A 20,878-nucleotide genomic window follows, 5' to 3' on the forward strand; every position below is an offset into this window, starting at 1 on the left:
GTGATCGCATGATCCGAAGCCATAGCTGGTCGCGACAACGCCAACCCCGTGCAAGCCTGGGCTGCCATGTCACCCAGGCCGGCTGCCTGTGCTGCTCGCCGCCGACCGGTGCGGGCACCGTTCGAATCGAAGGCAGCAAGAACCCGCTGAGTACGGCCGGCGGTGAGAGCGGGCTGCGCCTGCAGGATTTCCAGCCGCGCAGCATGCTGCACGTGCCGACCACGCGGATCGAACGCCCGCGTTTTCCGGTGATCGACATGCATACGCACCTGACCTGGTCGAGCCATGTACGCAGCGGCATCTCGGTCGGCGAGGAAATCACCCTGTTCGCCCAACCCGAAGACCTGCTGCCGGTGATGGACCGCAAAGGCGTTCGCACGCTGGTGAACCTCACCGGCGGTGTCGGCGCCGGCCTCGAACAAAGCATCCGTTCGTTCGACCATGCGGCTCCCGGACGCTTTCTCACGCTTACCGAGCCGTCGTTCGACTTGTTTCCCGAGCCGAACTACGCGCAGCTGCAGGGCGACGCCATTGCGCACGCGCAGCGGATCGGTGCACGCGGCCTCAAACTGCTCAAGACGCTGGGCCTGTATCTGCGGGAAAATATCGACGAAGGAGCTCTGGTCGCCGTGGATGACCGCCGCTTTGATCCGATGTGGGAAGCCTGCGCAGGCTACGACATGCCGGTATTCCTTCACGTCTCCGACCCCGAAGCTTTTTTTCTGCCGACCGACGCCAACAACGAACGCTACGAGGAACTGAGCAACCACCCGGACTGGTCGTTCTACGGGCCCGCGTTCCCAAGCAATGCGGAGCTGCTGGCCGCGCGCGACCGGCTGATTGCGCGCCACCCCAAGACGACGTTCGCCCTGCTGCATGTGGGCAACAACGCAGAAAACCTGGAGGCCGTCGCCGCATGCCTGGATCGTTTCCCGAACACGGTGATCGACATCAGCGCGCGCATCGGCGAGCTGGGCCGACAGCCGCGCACGGCGCGACGCTTCTTCGATCGCTATCAGGACCGCATCCTGTTCGGCACCGATGCGGTGCCATCACCGTATGGCGACGATGTACCGCAGCAGCTGTTTGGCGATGCGCTTTACGAAATCTATTACCGGTTCCTGGAAACCGAAGACGAGTACTTCGATTACGCCCCGGCGCCGACGCCTCCACAAGGACGCTGGTCGATCTACGGCCTGGGGCTTGGCGATGCCGTGCTGCGCAAGGTATATCATGACAACGCCGCCCGCCTTCTGCATATCTGACCATGAGCGAAACCCCCACTGCCTCGCCCCGCCTGCTGGTCGAGGAGCGCCGCCGCCTGATCGTTGAACTGGTAGAGCAGCAAGGGCGTGCCACAGTCGAGGAACTGGCGACACGCTTCGGTACATCGACGGTCACCATTCGAGCGGATCTGGACATGCTGGCGCGCAACTCGGTCATTGCCCGCTCGCACGGCGGCGCGCTGCCGATTGCCGCGGCGACGAACGATACCCCGCTCAATATCAAAGAAACCCGCTGGCATGCGCAGAAGCTGCGCATCGGCCAGGCCGCTGCGAAGATGATTCAGGACGGCGAAACGATCATCCTCGATTCCGGCTCCACCACGGTGGAGATCGCGCGGCAAATCCGTCAGATGAAGTTCGAATCGCTGACCGTGATTACGAATGCCTTGAACATCGCGATGGAGCTGTCGGGTCTGCCGCCGATCCGCGTGATGATGCTGGGCGGCCTGCTGCGACAAACCTCGTATTCGCTGGTCGGCCCGGATGCCGAACAGGCCCTGGCGAAGCTTTCCGCCGATCGACTTTTTCTCGGCGTCGACGGTCTCGACCCCGAAGTGGGCGTCACCACGCCGGACCCACTCGAGGCCGCCTTGAATGCGCTGATGATCCGCGTCTCACGCCAGACGATCGCGGTACTCGACGCCAGCAAGCTGGGCCAGCGCAGCCTGTCGGTGATCACCCCGGTGCACAACCTGCATATGGTGATTACCGACAGCAGCGCGGATGCACACGCCGTCGACACGCTGCGGACCGCCGGGGTGCAGGTGCTGCTGGTCTGACGGTTCGTTAGCGGCGCCTCAGCATCGATCAGGGTGGTGCGATACTGGCGCCGGCAGCAGCGCCGGCAGGTGTCACGACAACTACCAACGACGATTGCGCCTACGATCGCGGGATCGTCGGTGCTTTCATCGGCCGCGTAGAAATCAGTCGAACGTCCAGCTGATATCGGCGGTCGCCATGGTGGCCTGCTGGCGCTGCCCGACGTATTGGTCGAGGCCGAACGCGAGCCGCGTGCGCGGTGTGAGCGTCCAGTCCAGCGAGGTGCCGATGATGCCGCTGTCGCGCGCCAGGCCGATGCCCTCGACCGGGGCAAACTGGTTGACGCCGCTGAAGCTGGCATCGAACGCGTCGCCGCGCACGCCGAAGGACTGCTGCCATAAGACTTTGGTCTGCCAGCTGAGCTTACTGCCGTCGCTGAGGGTCCAGTTGCGCGCTGCGCGCAGGCCCGCGCCGGCCTGCCAGCGAGCCGAGGTTTGCGCCGCGGATTTCAGGCCGAAGCCATCCGCACCCTGCTCGTCGAAACCGTCGTGCTGGATCTGCGCGTACTGCAGATTCATGTACGGCGTAACTTGGGTATTGCCCAGCAAGAACCGGTAGCCGCTCTCGCCGTAGGCCACGCCATAGCGACCGTTGCTGATGCTGGCGGTACCGGCAACCTGATCGCCGAGCTGCACGTAGCGACGGATGTTTTCGCGGTAGCTGCCGACGCCGAAACGGCCCATGGTGTACCACGCGCCATTGATCACGCCGCCGTAGAACATGCCCTCGATCGCGTGACTGCGGCCTTGATCGGCGCTTTCGTCGAGCTGCCCCAGGCCCTGACTCTGGCTCAGCGCATAACCGATCACGCCGTTGCCGCCGATACGCTGGTCGGCGCCGGCCATCCAGCCGCTGAGGTCGTAACCGAGGCTGCTGTAACCGCTGCGCTGCAGATCGCCGCGATAGCCGAGGCTCTGCGTCCACGCACCGATGCGCGGCGCGTCGAGCAGGCTGACGAAGCGATCGGAAAGCGCCTGCGTGCCGGCATCGATAGCCTGCAGGGTCATCGCGGCGCTGGCGCCGTAGATCTGACCGGACAGACTTTCCAGCGACCGCTGCGCCACGGCTGACGTGGCCGACTGCTGCAGGCTGGCCGCGCCGACCATGAAGTCGGTGCTGACCGGTTTCATGCCGGCGGCCGAGGCGGTGGCGCTCGACGAGCCGTTTGCCGCCGCATTGGCGAGCTGTGCGTCGATCTGCTGAAACGCGCTCTGCACACGCGTTGCGGCACCGTACGAAGCGGCCGTGTAGGTGACGCCGGGCACGGCGGTCACATTCACTTGTTGCACGTTGAGCCAGGCGCTGTTGGCGTCGTAGGCGAGCGAGGCGGTGAGCATCACGTTGGGCGCGGCATCGAGCGCCGAGAACGTGCCGCTGAGGCCACCCGCGGCATCGAGCACATCGGTATGCGAGTTGACGACGTAGCCCTGGTTCGCACCGGTGACGTAAAGATCGCCGCCGCTCAGGGTGGCGGTGCCGGCCACGTGCAGGGCCGAGCCCAGCGACACGCCCAGACGCCCACCGGCCTGCTGGGTGTAATTGCCGGCCACGTTCAGGTTGCTGCTGCCGACGTTCAGCGTGCCGGCATTGCTGACGCTACCGCCGATCTGCGGCGTGCTGTCGAGCGTGCCGCCGTTGGCAATCGTGACGCCCGCTGCCAGCGAGGCTGCGGTCAATGTGCCGCCCTGCACCTGTGTCATGCCGGTGTAGCTGGAGGGCTGGGTCAGGTTCAGCGTGCCGCTACCCTGCTTGATCAACCCGCCCGCGCCACTGATCGGATTGTTCCAACTGGAATTGCCGCTGAAGCTGACCGTGACGTCACCCCAGTCGAAGCGCGCCGGGCCATTCACCGCGCGACCGACGTCGAGCTCGCCGTAGCCGAATGTCGGGTTGGGCTGCGAACCGCCCAGCGGATCGGCCGTTCCCAGCAGGGTCTGGCGCACGAGGTCGTTGCTGAAATACGGATACGCCTGCCACACCAGCGCAGCGGCACCCGATACCTGGGGCGCCGCCAGCGAGGTGCCTTCGACGATGTAATAGCTGGCGCTCGTTGTCGTATCGTCCTTGCCGCTGACGATCACGTCGCCCGGTGCGGCCAGGCAATAATCCATCGCGATGCCGCACTGGTTGGAATAACTCTCGAGCTGCGTGGGATTGTTGCTGTTTACCGCCACCACGGTGAGCCAGCCTTTTTGCAGATCGGGCGCCAGACTCGGCAGCGCGGCAATCGTGCTGGGGTTGGCCTCGGAATCGTTGCCGGCCGCAAACACCACCAGACCGCCCCAGCTGTTGATATAGGTGTTGTAGGCGTCGTGGAAACTCTGGGTGGTGGCCGTATCGCTGGCGCTCCAGGAAATGCCGCCCCAGGAGTTGTTCATCACCTTGACGCCGGCGGCGATCAGATCGCTGCTGACCTGCCCCAGTGGGTCCGATGAGGTAACCGTAGAAGGCGGCGTGGAACCGTTGTCGTCGCCGGCGTTGTCGTCGATGATCCGCGCCGAGACGATATCCGCACCCGGTGCGATGCCGCCGGGAAATTGAGCGAAGGGCGCACCGGCGGCGATTTCCGACACCCAGGTACCGTGACCGACGACATCGTCTATGCTGAGGTTGTTGGTGGTCGGGTCGACGTAGGTCAGCTCCTTGACGACGCGACCGGCCAACGCGGGATGATTGGCCATCACGCCGGTATCGACGATGCCGATCGTGACACCGGCGCCGTTGAAGCCCTCGGTATGCGCGGCGTACGTATTGGTCAGCGCCAGTTGCGCATCGATCGGCGGCTGTGGCGGTGAAGGCGCCGGTGCGGGGGCTGGAGCTGGCGCGGGAGCCGGCGCAGGGGCCGGCGCGGAAACAGGGGCCGGCTTCACGTTGCCGCCACCGCCGCCGCAGGCATTCAGACCGAGCAAGGCGCCGGCAACCAGCATCCAGTCGCGCGAGCGTATGCCCGCATCCATTCGTTTCATGACGCAATCCCCAGAAAGCGTTTCCATTGACGGCCGCGTTTCGACGAAACCGACGCCAGCCGTCCCCCGCGATTATCTTCTCACAACGAAATCCGAATGGAACACGCCGAAATGCGCACGCCAGCACAACCCCGATCGATTTGCCGGCGCAGGCAGCGGACTGGGATAATCCCAAGGTTATCTATCGGGCGTTTGCGCCTTCTCAGTCCCAACGGAGTTACCCATGTCTGATATCAGCGTCGTCATCGTCGGTGCCAAGCGCACGGCCATCGGTTCCTTCCTCGGCCAGTTCACCGGCGTGCCGACGCCGAAGCTGGGAGCCGCGGCCATTCGCGCGGCGCTGGCGCAATCGACCCTTGCGCCCGACGAGGTCAGCGAAGTGATCATGGGCTGCGTGCTGCCGGCCAACCTCGGCCAGGCGCCCGCCCGTCAGGCGTCGCTGGAAGCCGGCCTGCCGTTCGGCACCGGCGCGACCACCATCAACAAGGTCTGCGGCTCGGGCATGAAGGCGATCATGCTGGGCAACGACCTGATCAAGGCCGGCTCGGCCGCCATCGTGGTGGCCGGCGGCATGGAGTCGATGACCAACGCGCCGCACATGGTCAACGCACGCACCGGCATCCGCTACGGCGACGGCCAGCTGGTCGACCATATGGCCTGGGACGGCCTGACCAATCCTTACGACGGCAAGGCGATGGGCGTGTTCGGCGAGCTGTGCGCCGACAAATACCATTTCACCCGCGAAGAGCAGGACGCTTACGCGATCGAGTCGGTAAAACGCGCGCAGGCGGCCCAGCAAAGCGGCGCGTTCGCCGACGAAATCGTTCCGGTCACCGTGGCCGGCCGCAAGGGCGATGTAGTGGTCGATACCGACGAGCAGCCCGGCCGTTCCGACATCGCCAAGATTCCCACGCTGCGCCCGGCCTTCCGCAAGGAGAACGGCACCATCACCGCCGCCAGTTCGTCGAGCATTTCCGACGGTGCCGCGGCCGTCGTGCTGCTCTGCGCTGACGAGGCAAAAACGCGTGGGCTGAAGCCGCTGGCGCGCATCGTGGCACACGCCACGCACTCGCAGACGCCGGAGTGGTTCACCACGGCACCGGTCGGGGCCATCCAGAAGGTGCTGGAAAAAGCCGGCTGGAGCGTAGATGACGTCGATCTGTTCGAGATCAACGAAGCTTTTGCCGTGGTCGCCATGACGCCGATGCGCGAACTGGGCATTGCGCACGACAAGATCAACGTCAACGGCGGCGCCTGCGCGCTCGGCCATCCCATCGGTGCCAGCGGCGCGCGACTGGTGGTGACCTTGCTGCACGCACTCAAACATCGTGGGCTCAAGCGCGGCATTGCCACCCTGTGCATCGGCGGCGGCGAGGCCACGGCCATTGCGGTCGAGCGGCTCGATTGATGCCTAGCGAAGCGTCGGCGGCCAGCATTCCTATCGCCGACGCCGGCCTGAGCAGATAAACCGGCTTTTAATGTGTATGACGGTTTCACTATAAAAAAGTGGCGTCGTCACAACATACCGGTTATTAATACGCCCGCCAAAAAGGCATTCCTCGGCAATTAGGAGATTCACCCATGAAATTGACGCGCACCCTTCTCGCCTCTGCGCTCGTCGCTTTGCTGGCCGCCTGCAGCAACAGCGCGCAGGATTCCGCACAGGACGCGCAGAAGTCGGCTGATACCGCACAGCAGGCTTCGGATCAGGCACAGCAGGCCGCCGCCCAGGCTCCGTCCACCGAAGCCAATCAGGCTGCTGAGCAGGCCAAGACCTCGGCCGATGCCGCCAGCCAGGCTGCCAATCAGGCCCAGCAGGCTGCCGCCGCTGCGTCTTCGCAGTCGCCTGCCAACAGCAGCACGGCCACGTCGATGTCCAAGGACGCCGCTTCCAACGCCGCCGACCAGGCTGACAAGGCCAAGGACGCCGCCAAGGACGCTGCCAGCAACGCAAAAGATGCCGCCAAGGACGCTTCCAAGGGCAACTAATCCCTCGGATAAAGCCGCAGCAAGTCGAGAAAACGGCCGCCACGCGCGGCCGTTTTTTTTGGCCTGAGCTTCACCACGATTCCCGATAATCCAATCGACCGTCGGCGCCGGTTATCATCGGCGATCGGCCAGTAATGGCACACAGTGACGAGTCTGTCCCATGACCGTGATCGTTTCGCAGATCGACCCCCGCTCCACCGAATTCCAGGCCAGCGCCTCGCAGCTGCGCGCAGTGACCGATGACCTGCAGCGCGAACTCTCGCGCAGCAGCGAAGGCGGGGGCGCCAAGGCCCGCGAAAAGCACGAAGCCCGCGGCAAGCTGCTGCCGCGCGAGCGCATTCGCGCCCTGCTCGATCCGGGCTCGCCGTTTCTGGAACTGTCGGCGCTGGCCGCGTACGGCATGTACGACGACGCCGCGCCGGCTGCCGGCATCATTACCGGCATTGGCCGCGTCAACGGCGTCGAAGTGGTGGTGGTGGCCAACGACGCCACCGTCAAAGGCGGCACGTATTTCCCGATGACGGTGAAAAAACACCTGCGCGCGCAGGAAGTGGCGTTGGAAAATCATCTGCCCTGCGTTTACCTGGTCGACTCCGGCGGCGCGTTTCTGCCGCTGCAGGACGAGGTGTTTCCCGACCGCGAGCACTTCGGCCGCATTTTCTACAACCAGGCGCGCATGTCGGCGCTGAACATCCCGCAGATCGCCGTGGTGATGGGCTCGTGCACCGCTGGCGGCGCGTATGTGCCGGCGATGAGCGACGAGACCGTCATCGTGCGCGAGCAGGGCACGATCTTCCTCGGCGGCCCGCCGCTGGTGAAGGCGGCGACGGGCGAAGTGGTCGATGCCGAAACGCTCGGCGGTGCGGACGTCCATACGTCCATTTCCGGCGTCGCGGATCACTATGCCGAGAACGATGCGCACGCCCTGTCGATCGCGCGCGATATCGTCGCCAGCCTCAATCGAAAAAAGCACATCCCGCTCGCGCTGCTGGCGCCGCGCGAACCGAAATATCCGACTGACGAACTCTACGGCGTGATTCCGCAGGACACGCGCAAGCCGTTCGATATCCGCGAGGTGATCGCGCGCATCGTCGACGGCTCGGAGCTGCACGAGTTCAAGGCGCGCTACGGCAAGACCCTGGTCTGCGGCTTCGCGCACATCCATGGTTATCCGGTCGGCATCGTCGCCAACAACGGCATCCTGTTCGCGGAAAGCGCACTCAAGGGCGCGCACTTTATCGAGCTGTGCAATCAGCGCAACGTGCCACTGGTGTTTCTGCAGAACATCACCGGCTTCATGGTCGGCAAGAAATACGAGCAGGCCGGCATCGCCAAGGACGGCGCCAAGATGGTGACCGCCGTGGCCTGTTCGCACGTGCCGAAATTCACCGTGGTCATCGGCGGCAGCTTCGGCGCCGGCAACTACGCGATGTGCGGTCGTGCCTATGGCGCCCGCTTTCTGTGGATGTGGCCGAACGCGCGCATCTCGGTAATGGGTGGCGAACAGGCTTCGTCCGTACTCGCCACCGTGAAACGCGACGGCATCGAAGGCGCCGGCAAGACCTGGACTGCCGAAGAGGAGGAGTCCTTCAAGGCGCCGATCCGCGATCAGTACGAGCGCCAGGGTCATCCGTACTATGCCAGCGCGCGACTGTGGGACGACGGCATCATCGATCCGGCCGATACCCGCCGCATTCTGGGCTTGGCGATTTCCGCATCGCTCAACGCACCGATCGAGCCGCAGCGCTTCGGCGTGTTTCGGATGTAACACGCGCTACGATTTTGGAGATCCAGGGGAGCTACGGATGATTGTAGGTATCGATCTTGGCACGACCCATTCGCTGATCGGCTGCTACGGCGACTCGGGACCGCGCCTTTTCACCAACGCGCTGGGCGACTACCTGACGCCTTCGGCGGTCAGCGTCGACAGCGACGGCCAGATTATCGTTGGACAGGCGGCGCGCGAGCGGATGGTCAGCCATCCCTCGCTGAGCGTGGCCAGCTTCAAACGATGGATGGGCACCACGCGCGAAACCACGCTGGGCCAGCACCGCTTTCGCCCGGAAGAACTCTCTGCGCTGATCCTGCGCTCGCTGCTCGCCGATGCGGCGGCAGCGCTCGGCGAAAAAGTCACCGAGGCGGTGATCAGCGTACCGGCCTATTTTTCCGACGCGCAGCGCAAGGCCACGCGGGTGGCCGGCGAGCTGGCCGGCATTCGCGTCGAGCGGCTGATCAACGAGCCGACGGCCGCGGCACTGGCGTATGGCCTGCAGGAAAAGCCCGATGGCTCGCGGTTTCTGGTGTTCGATCTGGGCGGCGGCACCTTCGACGTGTCGGTGCTGGAAATGTTCGATGGCGTGGTCGAGGTGCATGCGAGCGCGGGCGACAATTTTCTCGGCGGCGAGGATTTTCTCGACCTGCTGGAGACTACCTGTCTCGCCGACGCGAAACTCGATGCCGAACGAATCACCGCCGCACAGCGCGGGCAGCTGCGCCGCCGGCTGGAGATCGCCAAGCGTGAGCTGGGCGCGAAGGGTCATGCCGGTGTCGAGCTGCGTTTCGATGAACAGTCGATCGACTGGACGATCGATGAAGCCCGTTTCGAACGGCTGGCCGAGCCGCTAGTGCAGCGCATGCGCGCGCCGCTCGAGCGTGCCATGCGCGACGCCAAACTGCAGGCTGCACAGCTGGACGAAATTATTCTTGTCGGCGGCGCCAGCCGCATGCCGCTGGTCGCGCGCATGGTATCGCGCATGTTCGGCAGGCTGCCGCTGCGCCATATCAACCCCGATCAGGCCATCGCACTCGGCGCCTGCGTGGCGGCCGGGCTAAAGTCACGTGACCAGCGACTCGATGAAGTCATCCTCACCGACGTATGCCCGTATTCGCTCGGCACCGAGGTGGCCCGGCGGGACGCGCAGGGTCGTGCGCAGAGCGGTTTCTTTGCGCCGATCATTCACCGCAACAGCACCGTGCCGGTCAGCCGTGAGAAGACTTTTGCGCCCATCGACGCAGGTCAGAAGCTGATGCAGCTGGACGTCTATCAGGGCGAAAATCCGCTGGTGGAAAAAAACATCCGCCTCGGCGAGCTGTCGGTGCCGCTGGATCCCGCACTGCCCGTGCAGGAAAACCTGGTGACCGTGCGCTTCACCTACGACATCAACGGCGTGCTGCAGGTCGAAGCGCTGGTGCACGCCAGCAGCCGGCGTTACGAGCTGGTGCTGGAACAGAATCCCGGCGTGCTGAGCCCGCAGCAGATCCGCGAGCGGCTGGCGGCACTGGAAGAAATAAAAATCCATCCGCGCGGCAAGCAGGAAAACATCGCCCTGCTCGCGCGTGCCGAACGCCTGTACGAGGAGCATCTGAACGCACGCGACATTCTGCAAGAGTGGATCGCGCGCTTTCGCGCCGCGCTGGAAAGTCAGGACGAGCTGGCCATTCGCGAGCATCGCCGTGAGTTCGCCACGGCCATGAATACGCTGGAAGCGCCCTGAATGTCGCCCTTCGCGCGCCTGGGCTTGCCAGCGGATGCCGATGAACGGGCGATCAAGCGCGCCTATGCGCAGCGACTGCGGCAAACGCGCCCGGAAGATGATCCCGCCGGCTTTCAGCAGCTGCACGCGGCTTATCAGGCTGCGCTGGACTGGTGTCGACAGCGCGCGCTGTCGGAGGCCCCTTCTGTTGATACCGAGGCAGCGCCTGCAGGCCATACCGCCCCGTCCGTCGAATCAGCGGCAGTGCCTGTATCGCGATCCATGGCCGAAGATACCTCCGACGCGCGCATCGGCGCGAATCCAGTGTCGGTTCCGGCAAAGACTTTTTCGATGCAAGGCTTCTGCGAGGAGGCGATCGCGCTGGCAACGAAAGGCGACGCGGACGAACTGCAACGTTGGCTCGGCCGTCACCCCGCGCTATGGTCGCTACAGCTCAAGGCCCAGGCTGGCCGGCTGCTGGTGCAGCAGATCTATCGCCAGGAGCCGCCGATGCCAGCGGCGTGCCTGAGTACTGTCCTGCGGTTTTTCGATCTGGATCATGCGCTGGCCGGGCATGATCCGCTGGCGCTGCAGATGCTGCAGCGGCGAACGCAGCTGGCGTGGGAGCTGCAGCCGGAGCACCGCGGCGAACTGGCAGCAAGGCTGCACATGCAGGACAAGCCGGCCAGAAAAAAGCTAGAGCGCACGCTGCGCCAGCTTGCGCGCCCGTTTCACTGGCCGCAGGTGCTGCTGGCCGGCCTCGATCTGACCAAGCCTCGCCGCATCGCCGAAACCGTCGGCCGACTGACTGGCGGCACGCACGACGCCTTGCCTGTATTTATCCGGCGCAATCAGCTGGCGTTCTGGCTGGCGGCGGCAGACCGCACAAAAGTCAGCAAACCACGTCTGTTGCTGGGCCTCTCCCGCAGCATCGCAGGCATGTTCGCCATGCTGCTGGTCGGCCTGCTGTGCGGACTGGTTTTCAGCGTTTATCCCGAAAGATTTACGGCGGGACCTGCGTTTTTTCTGGTCGGCTGTGCTGCTGCCGCAGGCCTGGCCTGGGCGCTGCTGATGGCGTGGCTGCCGCTGGACCACTGGCACTCGCGCCGCGAGGAGCTGCCAGCGCGGTGGCCATGGCTCTGCCTGCTGCTGGTACCCCTGCTATGTACGGCGGGCATGCTGCTGACGATATCGCCCTTCCCTTCGACCAGCCTGCTACTCATGCTTCCCGCAACGCTGCTAGCCATACGTCGTTACGGCCGGCGGCAGGGCGGCGGCAAGATCTTTGCGGTCGGGCGACGCTTTATCTGGATCATCGCAGTAGTGCTGAGCCAGATCGTGCACGCGCTGAAAGAAAGCAACGTTGCCGCGGACGATATCGCGTTCCTGCCGGGCGTGCTGGCTGGCGTCGCCGTTTTAATCTGGTCGATCGATCTGTGGAAAAACCGACGGCGTCTGCGCTTGCGCAGTGCACTAAAACGACCGGAACGGCAGCCGACGTAAAAGAATCCTGCTCGAAAGGCTCTGCCGGCAGAACCTTCACTGATGTTAAGCCGAGGGCTCTTCGCCGCGCAGGCGCACGTCATTGGGCAGCATGTCCACGCGTCCGACGTGGGCTTCGCGCTGTGACTCGAAGAAGCGCTGCACGTGCTGGCAGACGTTCATCGTGTTTTCGCGGGCGATGGCCGAGACCAGGAACCACGGCTGGGTCCACTCGAGTTCGGCGATGATTTTTTCGGCGACGGCCTGGCGCTCGTCTTCGTCCAGCATGTCGGCCTTGTTCAGCACCAGCCAGCGCGGACGCTCCAGCAGCTCGGGATTGAACTTGGCCAGCTCCTGCTCGATCGCACGTACCTGTCCGGCCACATCGATATCGTCGACCGGCGCGATATCGACCAGATGCAGCAGCAGGCTGGTGCGCGCCACATGGCGTAGAAACTGGATACCCAGGCCGGCACCATCGGCCGCGCCCTCGATCAAACCGGGAATATCGGCGATCACGAAACTCTGATCGACACCCAGACTGACCACGCCGAGATTCGGCACCAGCGTGGTGAACGGGTAGTCGGCTACCCGCGGCGTGGCGGCCGATACGGCGCGAATGAAGGTCGACTTGCCGGCATTCGGAAAACCCAGCAGACCAACGTCGGCGAGCAGGCGCAGCTCCAGCTTCAGCTCGCGCGCTTCGCCCGGCGTACCCGGCGTGGCCTTGCGCGGCGCCCGGTTGACCGAGGTCTTGAAGTGGATATTGCCCAGACCGCCCTTGCCGCCCTGCGCCACCAGCATGCGCTGGCCGTGGCTGGTCAGGTCGCCGATCACTTCGTCGGTATCGACATTGGTGATCATAGTGCCGACCGGCACGCGGATGGTGGTGTCCTCCCCGCCCTTGCCGTACATCTGGCTGCCCATGCCGTTCTCGCCACGCTTGGCCTTGAAGCTGCGCTGATGGCGGAAGTCGACCAGCGTATTCAGACCTTCGTCGGCGACCAGCCAGACCGAGCCGCCAAATCCACCATCGCCGCCATCCGGGCCACCGAAGGGGATGAATTTTTCGCGGCGAAAGCTGATGCAGCCATTGCCACCGTCACCGGCAAGAACTTTGATATTGGCTTCGTCGACGAATTTCATGCGTAGGTCCGGGAAAATAAAGCGGGGAACGGGGAACGGGGAACGGGGAACGGGAAAGTCATGGTAGCTCCGGCTTCGGCTCACCGTTCCCTGTTCCCCATTCCCCGTTCCCGCTCTAAAAATGAAAAACCCCGCCGAAGCGGGGCCTTCGATATCGCATCGCTGGAGGCTTACGCCTGAACGACGTCGACGAAGCGGCGATTCTTGTCGCCGCGGATCTTGAACTGCACCGTGCCGTCAACCAGCGCGAACAGCGTGTGGTCGCGGCCGAGGCCGACGCCGGTACCCGGATGGAACTGGGTGCCGCGCTGACGCACGATGATGTTGCCTGCTTCGATGGCCTGGCCGCCGTAAATCTTCACGCCCAGGTATTTCGGGTTCGAATCGCGACCGTTGCGGCTGGAACCTACGCCTTTTTTATGTGCCATGACTTAAGTCTCCAGATGCTCAGGCGTTGATGCCCGTGATTTCGATTTCGGTGAAATGCTGGCGATGTCCCTGCTGACGCTTGTAATGCTTGCGGCGGCGGAACTTGATGATGCGAATCTTATCCGCGCGACCATGCTTGCGAATGGTGGCGCTGACGGTGACTCCATCAACCAGCGGTGCGCCCACAACGACCGACTCACCGATGCCATGCATCAGCACCTGGTCGAAGTTGAAGGTCGCGCCTTCTTCGGCGTTCAGCAACTCCACGCGCAGGACGTCGCCCTGCTGTACGCGGTACTGCTTGCCACCGGTCTTGATGACTGCGTAACTCATCGTATTGCCCTTCTTTAGTTATTCTCTTGGGTACCGCCATAGCCCAATCGCGGCTTGGCGAACCGCGGATTATAACGACCTGAGCCCGCGCTGGTCAAATACTGACCACATTCTCGTTCCCGACGCTCTACCGTCTTGCCGGGGCGACCCTGCTCACTGGCCGGCTGGCGTGGTTTTCGGGGTTCCGGAAGCGGGCTTTTTGGTGGTGGTGTGGTGCTTGGCCGACGTCTTGGATGGCGTCGTCGCCTTTGCCGCGGCGCCTTTCTTCGTGGCGGCGGCTTTCTTGGCAGGCGCAGCCTTTTTGGTGGTGGTGTGCTTTTTGACCGGCGTATGCCCGTGATGATGCCGGGAGGACGAGGTGGTGTGGGGCACGACCGCGACATCCGCGGCGTCGGTCGCATCGGGGCTCGAGTCCTCGGAAACGGTAGCTGAGGAGCCGGCGGAGGCCGGGCTTTCGACGAACGACGCCGGGCAACGACCGTCTGCCCCGAGCGTGCCCGCCTGCTCGAGCTTGGCAATCATCTGCTGGGTATGGTCGTGACTCCACTGCTGGCCGGCCTGATTGGCTTCGGCCAGGGCCAACGGCATTTCCGTGAGCACCTTCTGACCCAGTGGGGAGCTGTAGAACTTCACCATGCCGTCCACCTCGTCGGCAGTGAAATGCTTCTGGTAGATCGGCACAAGGCGGCCGACAAAGTCCTTGCTGCTGTTGTCGTCGATATAGCCCTGCCAATAGTTGGAGGACACGCACGGCAGCGCCTGCTTCATGCTGGTGGCGACCTGGGTATTCATCTGGCTCAACGACTTGCCCAGCCCGATCGCGTCCATCAGCCGACGAACCTGCTGCTCGGTGGGCTGCGCGGCAAAGACCTGGGCGGTCGCCACTGCCAGCACAATGCCGGCGACAAAGCCGAGACGCTTGCGCATTGCCATCTATCTACCTTCCGTTCGAAACGACTTCGTGATCTGAGCTTCACATAGTAACCAGATACGTCGCCCGGCCCGCAAACCGCAGCTGACTGCCGTGACCTCCGGCCCGATCGGCACGGCCGATCCCTGAGAGCCTGTTCACGATCGCCCCGTGCTCGCGTTGTCATCGCTCGGCGACATCGGCCGAAGACGCACACAAGGACGCCACAACCCAGGTTGTTATAGTCCACCTCCACCCCAAAATCCGAGCGTCATGGACACGATCAAAATCCGCGGCGCACGCACGCACAATCTCAAAAACATCGACATCGATCTGCCGCGGGACAAGCTGATCGTGATTACCGGCCTGTCCGGCTCCGGCAAATCGTCGCTGGCGTTCGACACCATCTACGCGGAGGGCCAGCGGCGCTACGTCGAATCGCTGTCGGCCTATGCGCGGCAGTTCCTGTCGATCATGGAAAAGCCCGACGTCGATCATATCGAAGGGCTGTCGCCGGCGATCTCGATCGAGCAGAAATCCACCTCGCACAACCCGCGCTCCACCGTCGGCACGATTACCGAGGTGTACGACTACCTGCGCCTGCTGTTTGCGCGCGTCGGCACGCCGCGCTGTCCGGACCACGGCATTCCGTTGGAAGCGCAGACGGTGAGCCAGATGGTCGATGCGACCCTGGCGATGGACAGCGAGAAGCGCTACATGCTGCTGGCGCCCGTGATCCGCGAGCGCAAGGGCGAGCACGTGCAGGTATTCGACCAGCTGCGCGCGCAGGGCTTCGTGCGTGCCCGCGTCGATGGCACCGTTTACGACCTCGACGCTGTGCCGCCACTGACGCTGCGGCAGAAGCACACCATCGAAGCGGTGATCGACCGCTTCCGCCCGCGCGAGGACATCAAGCAGCGGCTGGCCGAATCGTTCGAGACGGCATTGCGGCTCGGCGACGGGCTCGTCATCGTCGTCGATATGGACGATGCCAAGGCGAAAGAGCAGATGCTGTCCTCGCGCTTCTCCTGCCCATTGTGCGATTACTCACTGCCGGAGCTGGAGCCGCGGCTGTTCTCGTTCAACTCACCGGTCGGTGCCTGCCCGGATTGCGACGGTCTGGGTGTGACCCAGGTATTCGATCCGGCCCGCGTGGTCGGTCATCCCGAGCTGAGCCTGGCCGGCGGTGCGGTGCGCGGCTGGGATCGACGCAACGCGCATTATTTCCAGTTGATTCTGTCGCTGGCGGCGCACTACAAGTTCGATGTGGACAAGCCGTGGAAGTCGCTCTCCGCGGACGTCCAAAAAGCCATCCTGTTCGGCAGCGGCAAGGAAAAAATCGCGTTCCGCTACATCACCGAGCGCGGCGGCAAGGTCACCCGCGAGCATGCGTTCGAAGGCATCCTGCCGAACCTCGACCGGCGCTATAAGGAAACCGAATCCGCTGCTGTACGCGAGGAGCTGGCCAAGTACATCAGCGACAAACCCTGCCCCACCTGCGACGGCCAGCGGCTGAATCGCTCGGCGCGCAACGTATTCGTGGCCGATCATGCGCTGCCGTCGCTGACTCATCGCTCGATCGACGACACGCTGACGTTTTTCGAGACCCTGAAGCTGACCGGCTGGCGCGGCGAGATCGCGGCGAAGATCGTCAAGGAAATCCGCGAGCGGCTGACCTTTCTCAACGACGTTGGTCTCAACTACCTTACCCTCGATCGCCAGGCCGACACGCTGTCGGGCGGCGAAGCGCAGCGCATCCGGCTGGCGTCGCAGATCGGCGCCGGCCTGGTGGGCGTGATGTACGTACTGGACGAACCGTCAATCGGCCTGCACCAGCGCGACAACGAGCGCCTGCTCGGCACGCTGACGCGGCTGCGCGACCTCGGCAATACGGTGATCGTGGTCGAGCACGACGAGGACGCCATCCGCATGGCCGATCACGTGCTCGATATCGGCCCCGGCGCCGGCGTGCACGGCGGTGAAGTGGTTGCGCAAGGCACGTTCAAGGATCTGCTTGCGTCGCCTCGCTCGATCACCGGGCAATTCATGTCGGGCAAGCGGGCGATCGAAGTGCCGAAGGAGCGTCGTCAGCCGATCGACAAGGCGTCCTGGCTGCATCTGAAAGGCGCCAGCGGCAATAACCTCAAGAACGTCGACCTGGCGATTCCGGCCGGCCTGTTCACCTGCGTCACCGGCGTTTCCGGCTCGGGCAAGTCGACCCTGATCAACGACACGCTGTTTTCGCTGGCCGCATCGGAACTCAACGGTGCCGGCACCACGCCGGCCCCGTACGCATCGATCGAAGGCATGGACCTGTTCGACAAGGTGGTCGATATCGACCAGTCGCCGATCGGCCGCACGCCGCGCTCCAACCCGGCCACCTACACCGGCCTGTTCACGCCGTTGCGCGAGATGTTCGCGCAGGTGCCCGAAGCCCGTTCGCGCGGCTATACCGCGGGCCGCTTCAGCTTCAACGTGCGCGGCGGCCGCTGCGAGGCGTGCGAAGGCGATGGGATGATCAAGGTGGAGATGCACTTTCTACCTGACGTCTACGTGCCGTGCGACGTCTGCGCCGGCAAGCGTTACAACCGTGAAACGCTGGCCATTCTCTACAAGGGCCACACCATCGCCGACGTGCTGGACATGACGGTGGAGGACGCGCTGAAGCTGTTCGAGAACGTGCCGACGATTGCGCGCAAGCTCGATACCTTGCGTGCGGTCGGTCTGGACTACATCAAGCTCGGCCAGAGCGCGACCACGCTGTCCGGCGGTGAAGCGCAGCGCGTGAAGCTTTCCAAGGAGCTGTCCAAACGCGACACCGGACGCACCTTGTACATTCTCGATGAGCCGACTACCGGCCTGCACTTCCACGATATCGAGCAGTTGCTCGACGTGCTGCACCAGCTGGTCGACCAGGGCAATACGGTGGTGGTGATCGAGCACAACCTCGACGTGATCAAGACCGCCGACTGGATCGTCGATCTCGGCCCCGAAGGTGGCGCCGGCGGTGGCCAGATCCTGGTCGCCGGCACGCCGGAAACGGTGGCCGCCACGGCCAGCTCGCACACCGGTCATTTCCTCGCGCCGCACCTCAAAGCGCACAAGGCCAACAAGGCGGCGCGTGCTCCCGGTGCCGAGAAGCGCGTGAAGGCCGCGACCAAGCACATCGCCTCGGCCGACAAGCATCATCCGCTGCCGCGGAAGAAGCGCTCGTAAGCGCGGCGGCGCATAAATAAGGCGGCGCGCTTTTCGGCTTGGCCCAAGCATGAACCTTGCGCGCTGCCGCCATTGCGATGCGCGCCTAGCTACTGTATGCGCGGCGCGACAGCTGGCTGGGCATCATTGATGCCGGCACGATGATGGTGATCCAACACCGAGGTAGCGCCGCCACAGTGCGGCGTGGACGACGCCGCGCACAGCAGGGACGGATCGAGCACGATATGGCGGATACGCTGGCGCTTCCAGGTATAGACGATGTGCACCAGCTCATCGCGCGTCTGGATCACCGCCGGATAGGAAAACTCCGCGCCCGGCTCATTTTCCAGCGTGAGCGCGCGCGTCCAGTGTTCGCCGTCGCGCGACAGCGCAACGGCCAGCACCCCGCGGCCGTCCCACCAGTCGGTGCCGTGCGGCGTCGGGTTGTAGACCAGCAGGGCGCGACCGTCTTTCAGCCGCACCGCGTCGATGCCCGAATTCGGATTGGCCACATCCAGCAAGCGCAGCGGCGACCAGTGTCGGCCACCGTCCTGCGACCACGTGCTGAATAGGCGATTTTGTCGCGTACGGCCAATCGCCTGAAGCGTGTCGTGCGGCCAGCGCAGCACGCTGGGCTGAATCGCCTCGATGTGTTGCGGATTGGGCACCGGCTGGGCCTGTGTCCACTGCTCGCCGCCATCGATTGAGCGCTCGAACTGGATGCGCCAGGCTCCGTCTTCGCGACTGGTCGGACTGACCATGCTGCCATCGGCAAGCTGCACCGGCTTGTTCTTTATCGGCCCCAGCACACCGTCGGGAAGTCGGCGTGCGCTACGCCAGTGCAAGCCCTGGTCGGATGATGTTTTCAGCATGCCCCACCAATGCTGCGGATCGGGCCCGACCTTGTAGAACAGCAGCAGCGGGCCGTGCCGCGGCAGAAAAAGCACCGGATTCCAGCACGGCAGACGCGTGCCGTCCGGCTGTACGCCATCGGCCACTTCCACCGGTTCGCTCCACGACCCGGCGAGCTTGCGCGAAAGCCAGATGCCTACGCTCGGATCGCGCTCCTGCCTGCCGCCGAACCAGGCCGCCACCAGCGCGTCGGGCGTTTGCACGATAGTCGATGCGTGACTTTGCGGGGTCGTCGGCATCGTCGCAACAAATTCGCGCAACCGCACCGCATCGACCTCGCCGTGCAGGACACCGACAGGTAGCGAGAGCAGCGCAAAGGCAAGTCGAATCTTTTTTCGATTCAATCGGTTTTATCCTGATTATTGGCAGAGAAAGATAGCTATTTGGCGGCTTTAATGGATACCATCGAATAGACGTTTTTACTTCCAAATAAAGTTGACTGAAGAGCCCCGTGATGAAGCCCTCCCGTGATCGAACCAATCATTGTCGTCATCTCCACCGCCGCGTACTGGCCGGCGTATTGGCCGTTACCCTTGCCTGCGCCGGCACCGCCGCGGCGGAGAACTTCATCGACGTGACGCCGTCGCCGCAGCAAACGCACTGGCAGGATCTCGAATTCGGCGTGATCGTGCACTTCGGCACCAATACCTTTCTCGACCGCGAATGGGGCGACGGCAGCGCCGACCCCGCTGTGTTCAATCCCGACCAGGTCGATCCCGGCCAATGGGCGAAGGCAGCCCAGTCGGCCGGAGCGAAGTATCTTGTGCTGGTGGCCAAGCACCACGATGGCTTTGCGTTGTGGCCCACCGGCCAGAGCGACTACTCGGTAAAGAGCAGCCCGTGGCTGCACGGCAGGGGCGATCTGGTGCGCATGACCGAGCAAGCCGTGCGCAAACAGGGCATGGATTTCGGCATTTATCTGTCGCCGTGGGACCGCCACGAACCGCGCTACAAGGACGCCAAGGCCTACGACGTTTTCTACGCCGCGCAGATGGACGAGCTGATCCAGAATTACGGACCGCTGACCGAATGGTGGCTCGATGGCGCGGGCAGCTCGGGCCATGTCTACGACTTCAAGAAATACATCGAGGAACTGCGCACGTACCAGCCCAACACCATGGTGTTCGCCGACGTGGCGCTTTTCGATTACGGCGACATCCGCTGGGTGGGCCAGGAGGACGGCCACATCCGTGGCGAAAACTGGAACGTGATCGATCGCCATGGCGAACTTCGCTGGCGCCCGGTGGAGGTGGACACCCCGCTGCACAAGCTGCAATGGTTCTGGCACCCCAACAGCGACACCACGCTCAAAAGCGTGCCCGAGCTGATGGACATTTGGGAAAACAGCGTCGGCCTGGGCGGCCAGCTGATGCTGGGTCTGGCGCCGAACCGGCACGGCCTGCTGCCAGCCGCCGATGTGGCGCGCCTGAAGGCCTTTGGCGAGGCACTGCAGGCGCGCTACGGCAACGACAGCGATCTGGCCCGCCGGCACCTGCCGACCGATGCCAACACCGCCGCTGCGCTGGACGGCAACGACGACACCTTCTGGTCGGCGCCGGAAGGGTCTCATCACGCCGAGCTGGAGGTGGACTTTGCCCAGCCGGTGACCTTCGATCGCAGCCTGTCCAAGGAATGGATCAATGCGGGTCAGCAGGTGCAGAAGTACACCGTGCAGGCATGGGTCGACGGCAGCTGGAAAACCGTCGCCAGCGCCGAGGCGATCGGCCACATGAAGATCGATCGCTTCGCGCCGGTGACCACCAGCAAGGTACGCCTGAACATCCTCTCCAGCGTGGGCACCGCGCATATCCGTGGCTTCGAGTTGTTCGACGTGGCTGAACCGGCCAAGCCCTGACACGTCGTCGATGAACCGGGCTCGGCAGTCCAGCGTGCGGCAGCAAAGCGATATGCGCCGCGCGATACGCCCGCCCTTTCGCC

The 20,878-nt window shown here is 64.1% G+C and carries 14 protein-coding genes and 1 pseudogene; 9 read left to right on the forward strand and 6 right to left on the reverse strand.

Going from position 1 to position 20,878, the window contains the following annotated elements:
• The first annotated feature begins 8 nt into the window (after nucleotides 1-8).
• Nucleotides 9-1,265, forward strand: coding sequence for an amidohydrolase family protein (locus tag HDE76_RS07365; protein ID WP_179477165.1), 1,257 nt, complete (start codon nucleotides 9-11; stop codon nucleotides 1,263-1,265).
• Between the two features lie 2 nt (nucleotides 1,266-1,267).
• Nucleotides 1,268-2,065, forward strand: coding sequence for a transcriptional repressor AgaR (gene agaR / locus HDE76_RS07370; RefSeq protein WP_179477166.1), 798 nt, complete (start codon nucleotides 1,268-1,270; stop codon nucleotides 2,063-2,065).
• Nucleotides 2,066-2,209: 144 nt separating this feature from the next.
• Here the strand turns inward: agaR and HDE76_RS07375 are convergent, their stop codons facing one another.
• On the reverse strand, nucleotides 2,210-5,071 hold the full coding sequence (locus HDE76_RS07375) for a S8 family serine peptidase (protein WP_184506370.1): 2,862 nt from the start codon (nucleotides 5,069-5,071) through the stop codon (nucleotides 2,210-2,212).
• 223 nt (nucleotides 5,072-5,294) lie between these two features.
• On the opposite strand from HDE76_RS07375, the gene HDE76_RS07380 reads away from it, so the two are divergent.
• From HDE76_RS07380 to HDE76_RS07400, 5 genes are all read left to right on the forward strand, one after another.
• Nucleotides 5,295-6,479 (forward strand): acetyl-CoA C-acyltransferase, encoded by a 1,185-nt coding sequence (locus HDE76_RS07380; RefSeq protein ID WP_179477168.1) that lies wholly within the window; start codon nucleotides 5,295-5,297, stop codon nucleotides 6,477-6,479.
• A 173-nt stretch (nucleotides 6,480-6,652) separates the two neighbouring features.
• Entirely contained in the window at nucleotides 6,653-7,060 is a 408-nt protein-coding gene (locus tag HDE76_RS07385) for a hypothetical protein (protein ID WP_179477169.1), read from the forward strand.
• Between the two features lie 160 nt (nucleotides 7,061-7,220).
• Nucleotides 7,221-8,828: a carboxyl transferase domain-containing protein gene (locus tag HDE76_RS07390; protein ID WP_179477170.1), complete on the forward strand. Its 1,608-nt coding sequence runs from the start codon at nucleotides 7,221-7,223 to the stop codon at nucleotides 8,826-8,828.
• Between the two features lie 37 nt (nucleotides 8,829-8,865).
• Nucleotides 8,866-10,554: a molecular chaperone HscC gene (locus tag HDE76_RS07395; protein WP_179477171.1), complete on the forward strand. Its 1,689-nt coding sequence runs from the start codon at nucleotides 8,866-8,868 to the stop codon at nucleotides 10,552-10,554.
• Nucleotides 10,555-12,036, forward strand: a complete 1,482-nt coding sequence (locus HDE76_RS07400) for a J domain-containing protein (RefSeq protein ID WP_184506372.1) — start codon at nucleotides 10,555-10,557, stop codon at nucleotides 12,034-12,036.
• Nucleotides 12,037-12,081: 45 nt separating this feature from the next.
• On the opposite strand, the gene cgtA is transcribed toward HDE76_RS07400, so the two are convergent.
• The 4 genes from cgtA to HDE76_RS07420 form a co-directional block, all read right to left on the reverse strand.
• Nucleotides 12,082-13,161 carry an Obg family GTPase CgtA gene (gene cgtA, locus HDE76_RS07405; protein WP_179477173.1) on the reverse strand — a complete coding sequence of 360 codons (1,080 nt, stop codon included), beginning with the start codon at nucleotides 13,159-13,161 and terminating at the stop codon, nucleotides 12,082-12,084.
• Nucleotides 13,162-13,331: 170 nt separating this feature from the next.
• On the reverse strand, nucleotides 13,332-13,589 hold the full coding sequence (gene rpmA, locus HDE76_RS07410; RefSeq protein WP_179477174.1) for a 50S ribosomal protein L27: 258 nt from the start codon (nucleotides 13,587-13,589) through the stop codon (nucleotides 13,332-13,334).
• Nucleotides 13,590-13,608: 19 nt separating this feature from the next.
• Nucleotides 13,609-13,923, reverse strand: coding sequence for a 50S ribosomal protein L21 (gene rplU, locus HDE76_RS07415; protein WP_179477175.1), 315 nt, complete (start codon nucleotides 13,921-13,923; stop codon nucleotides 13,609-13,611).
• A 153-nt stretch (nucleotides 13,924-14,076) separates the two neighbouring features.
• On the reverse strand, nucleotides 14,077-14,850 hold the full coding sequence (locus HDE76_RS07420) for a DUF2059 domain-containing protein (protein ID WP_255481473.1): 774 nt from the start codon (nucleotides 14,848-14,850) through the stop codon (nucleotides 14,077-14,079).
• 256 nt (nucleotides 14,851-15,106) lie between these two features.
• Between HDE76_RS07420 and uvrA the strand changes: the two are divergent.
• Nucleotides 15,107-17,917 (forward strand): annotated as a pseudogene (uvrA, locus tag HDE76_RS07425) (excinuclease ABC subunit UvrA); the annotation flags it as partial.
• Nucleotides 17,918-18,138: 221 nt separating this feature from the next.
• On the opposite strand, the gene HDE76_RS07430 reads toward uvrA, so the two are convergent.
• Complete coding sequence (locus HDE76_RS07430; RefSeq protein WP_255481505.1) at nucleotides 18,139-19,227, reverse strand: sialidase family protein; 1,089 nt, start codon at nucleotides 19,225-19,227, stop codon at nucleotides 18,139-18,141.
• A 167-nt stretch (nucleotides 19,228-19,394) separates the two neighbouring features.
• On the opposite strand from HDE76_RS07430, the gene HDE76_RS07435 reads away from it, so the two are divergent.
• Nucleotides 19,395-20,795: an alpha-L-fucosidase gene (locus HDE76_RS07435; protein WP_184506378.1), complete on the forward strand. Its 1,401-nt coding sequence runs from the start codon at nucleotides 19,395-19,397 to the stop codon at nucleotides 20,793-20,795.
• Nucleotides 20,796-20,878 lie beyond the last annotated feature (83 nt).

This window comes from Rhodanobacter sp. ANJX3 (genome assembly GCF_014200755.1).
Taxonomy (GTDB): Bacteria; Pseudomonadota; Gammaproteobacteria; order Xanthomonadales; family Rhodanobacteraceae; genus Rhodanobacter.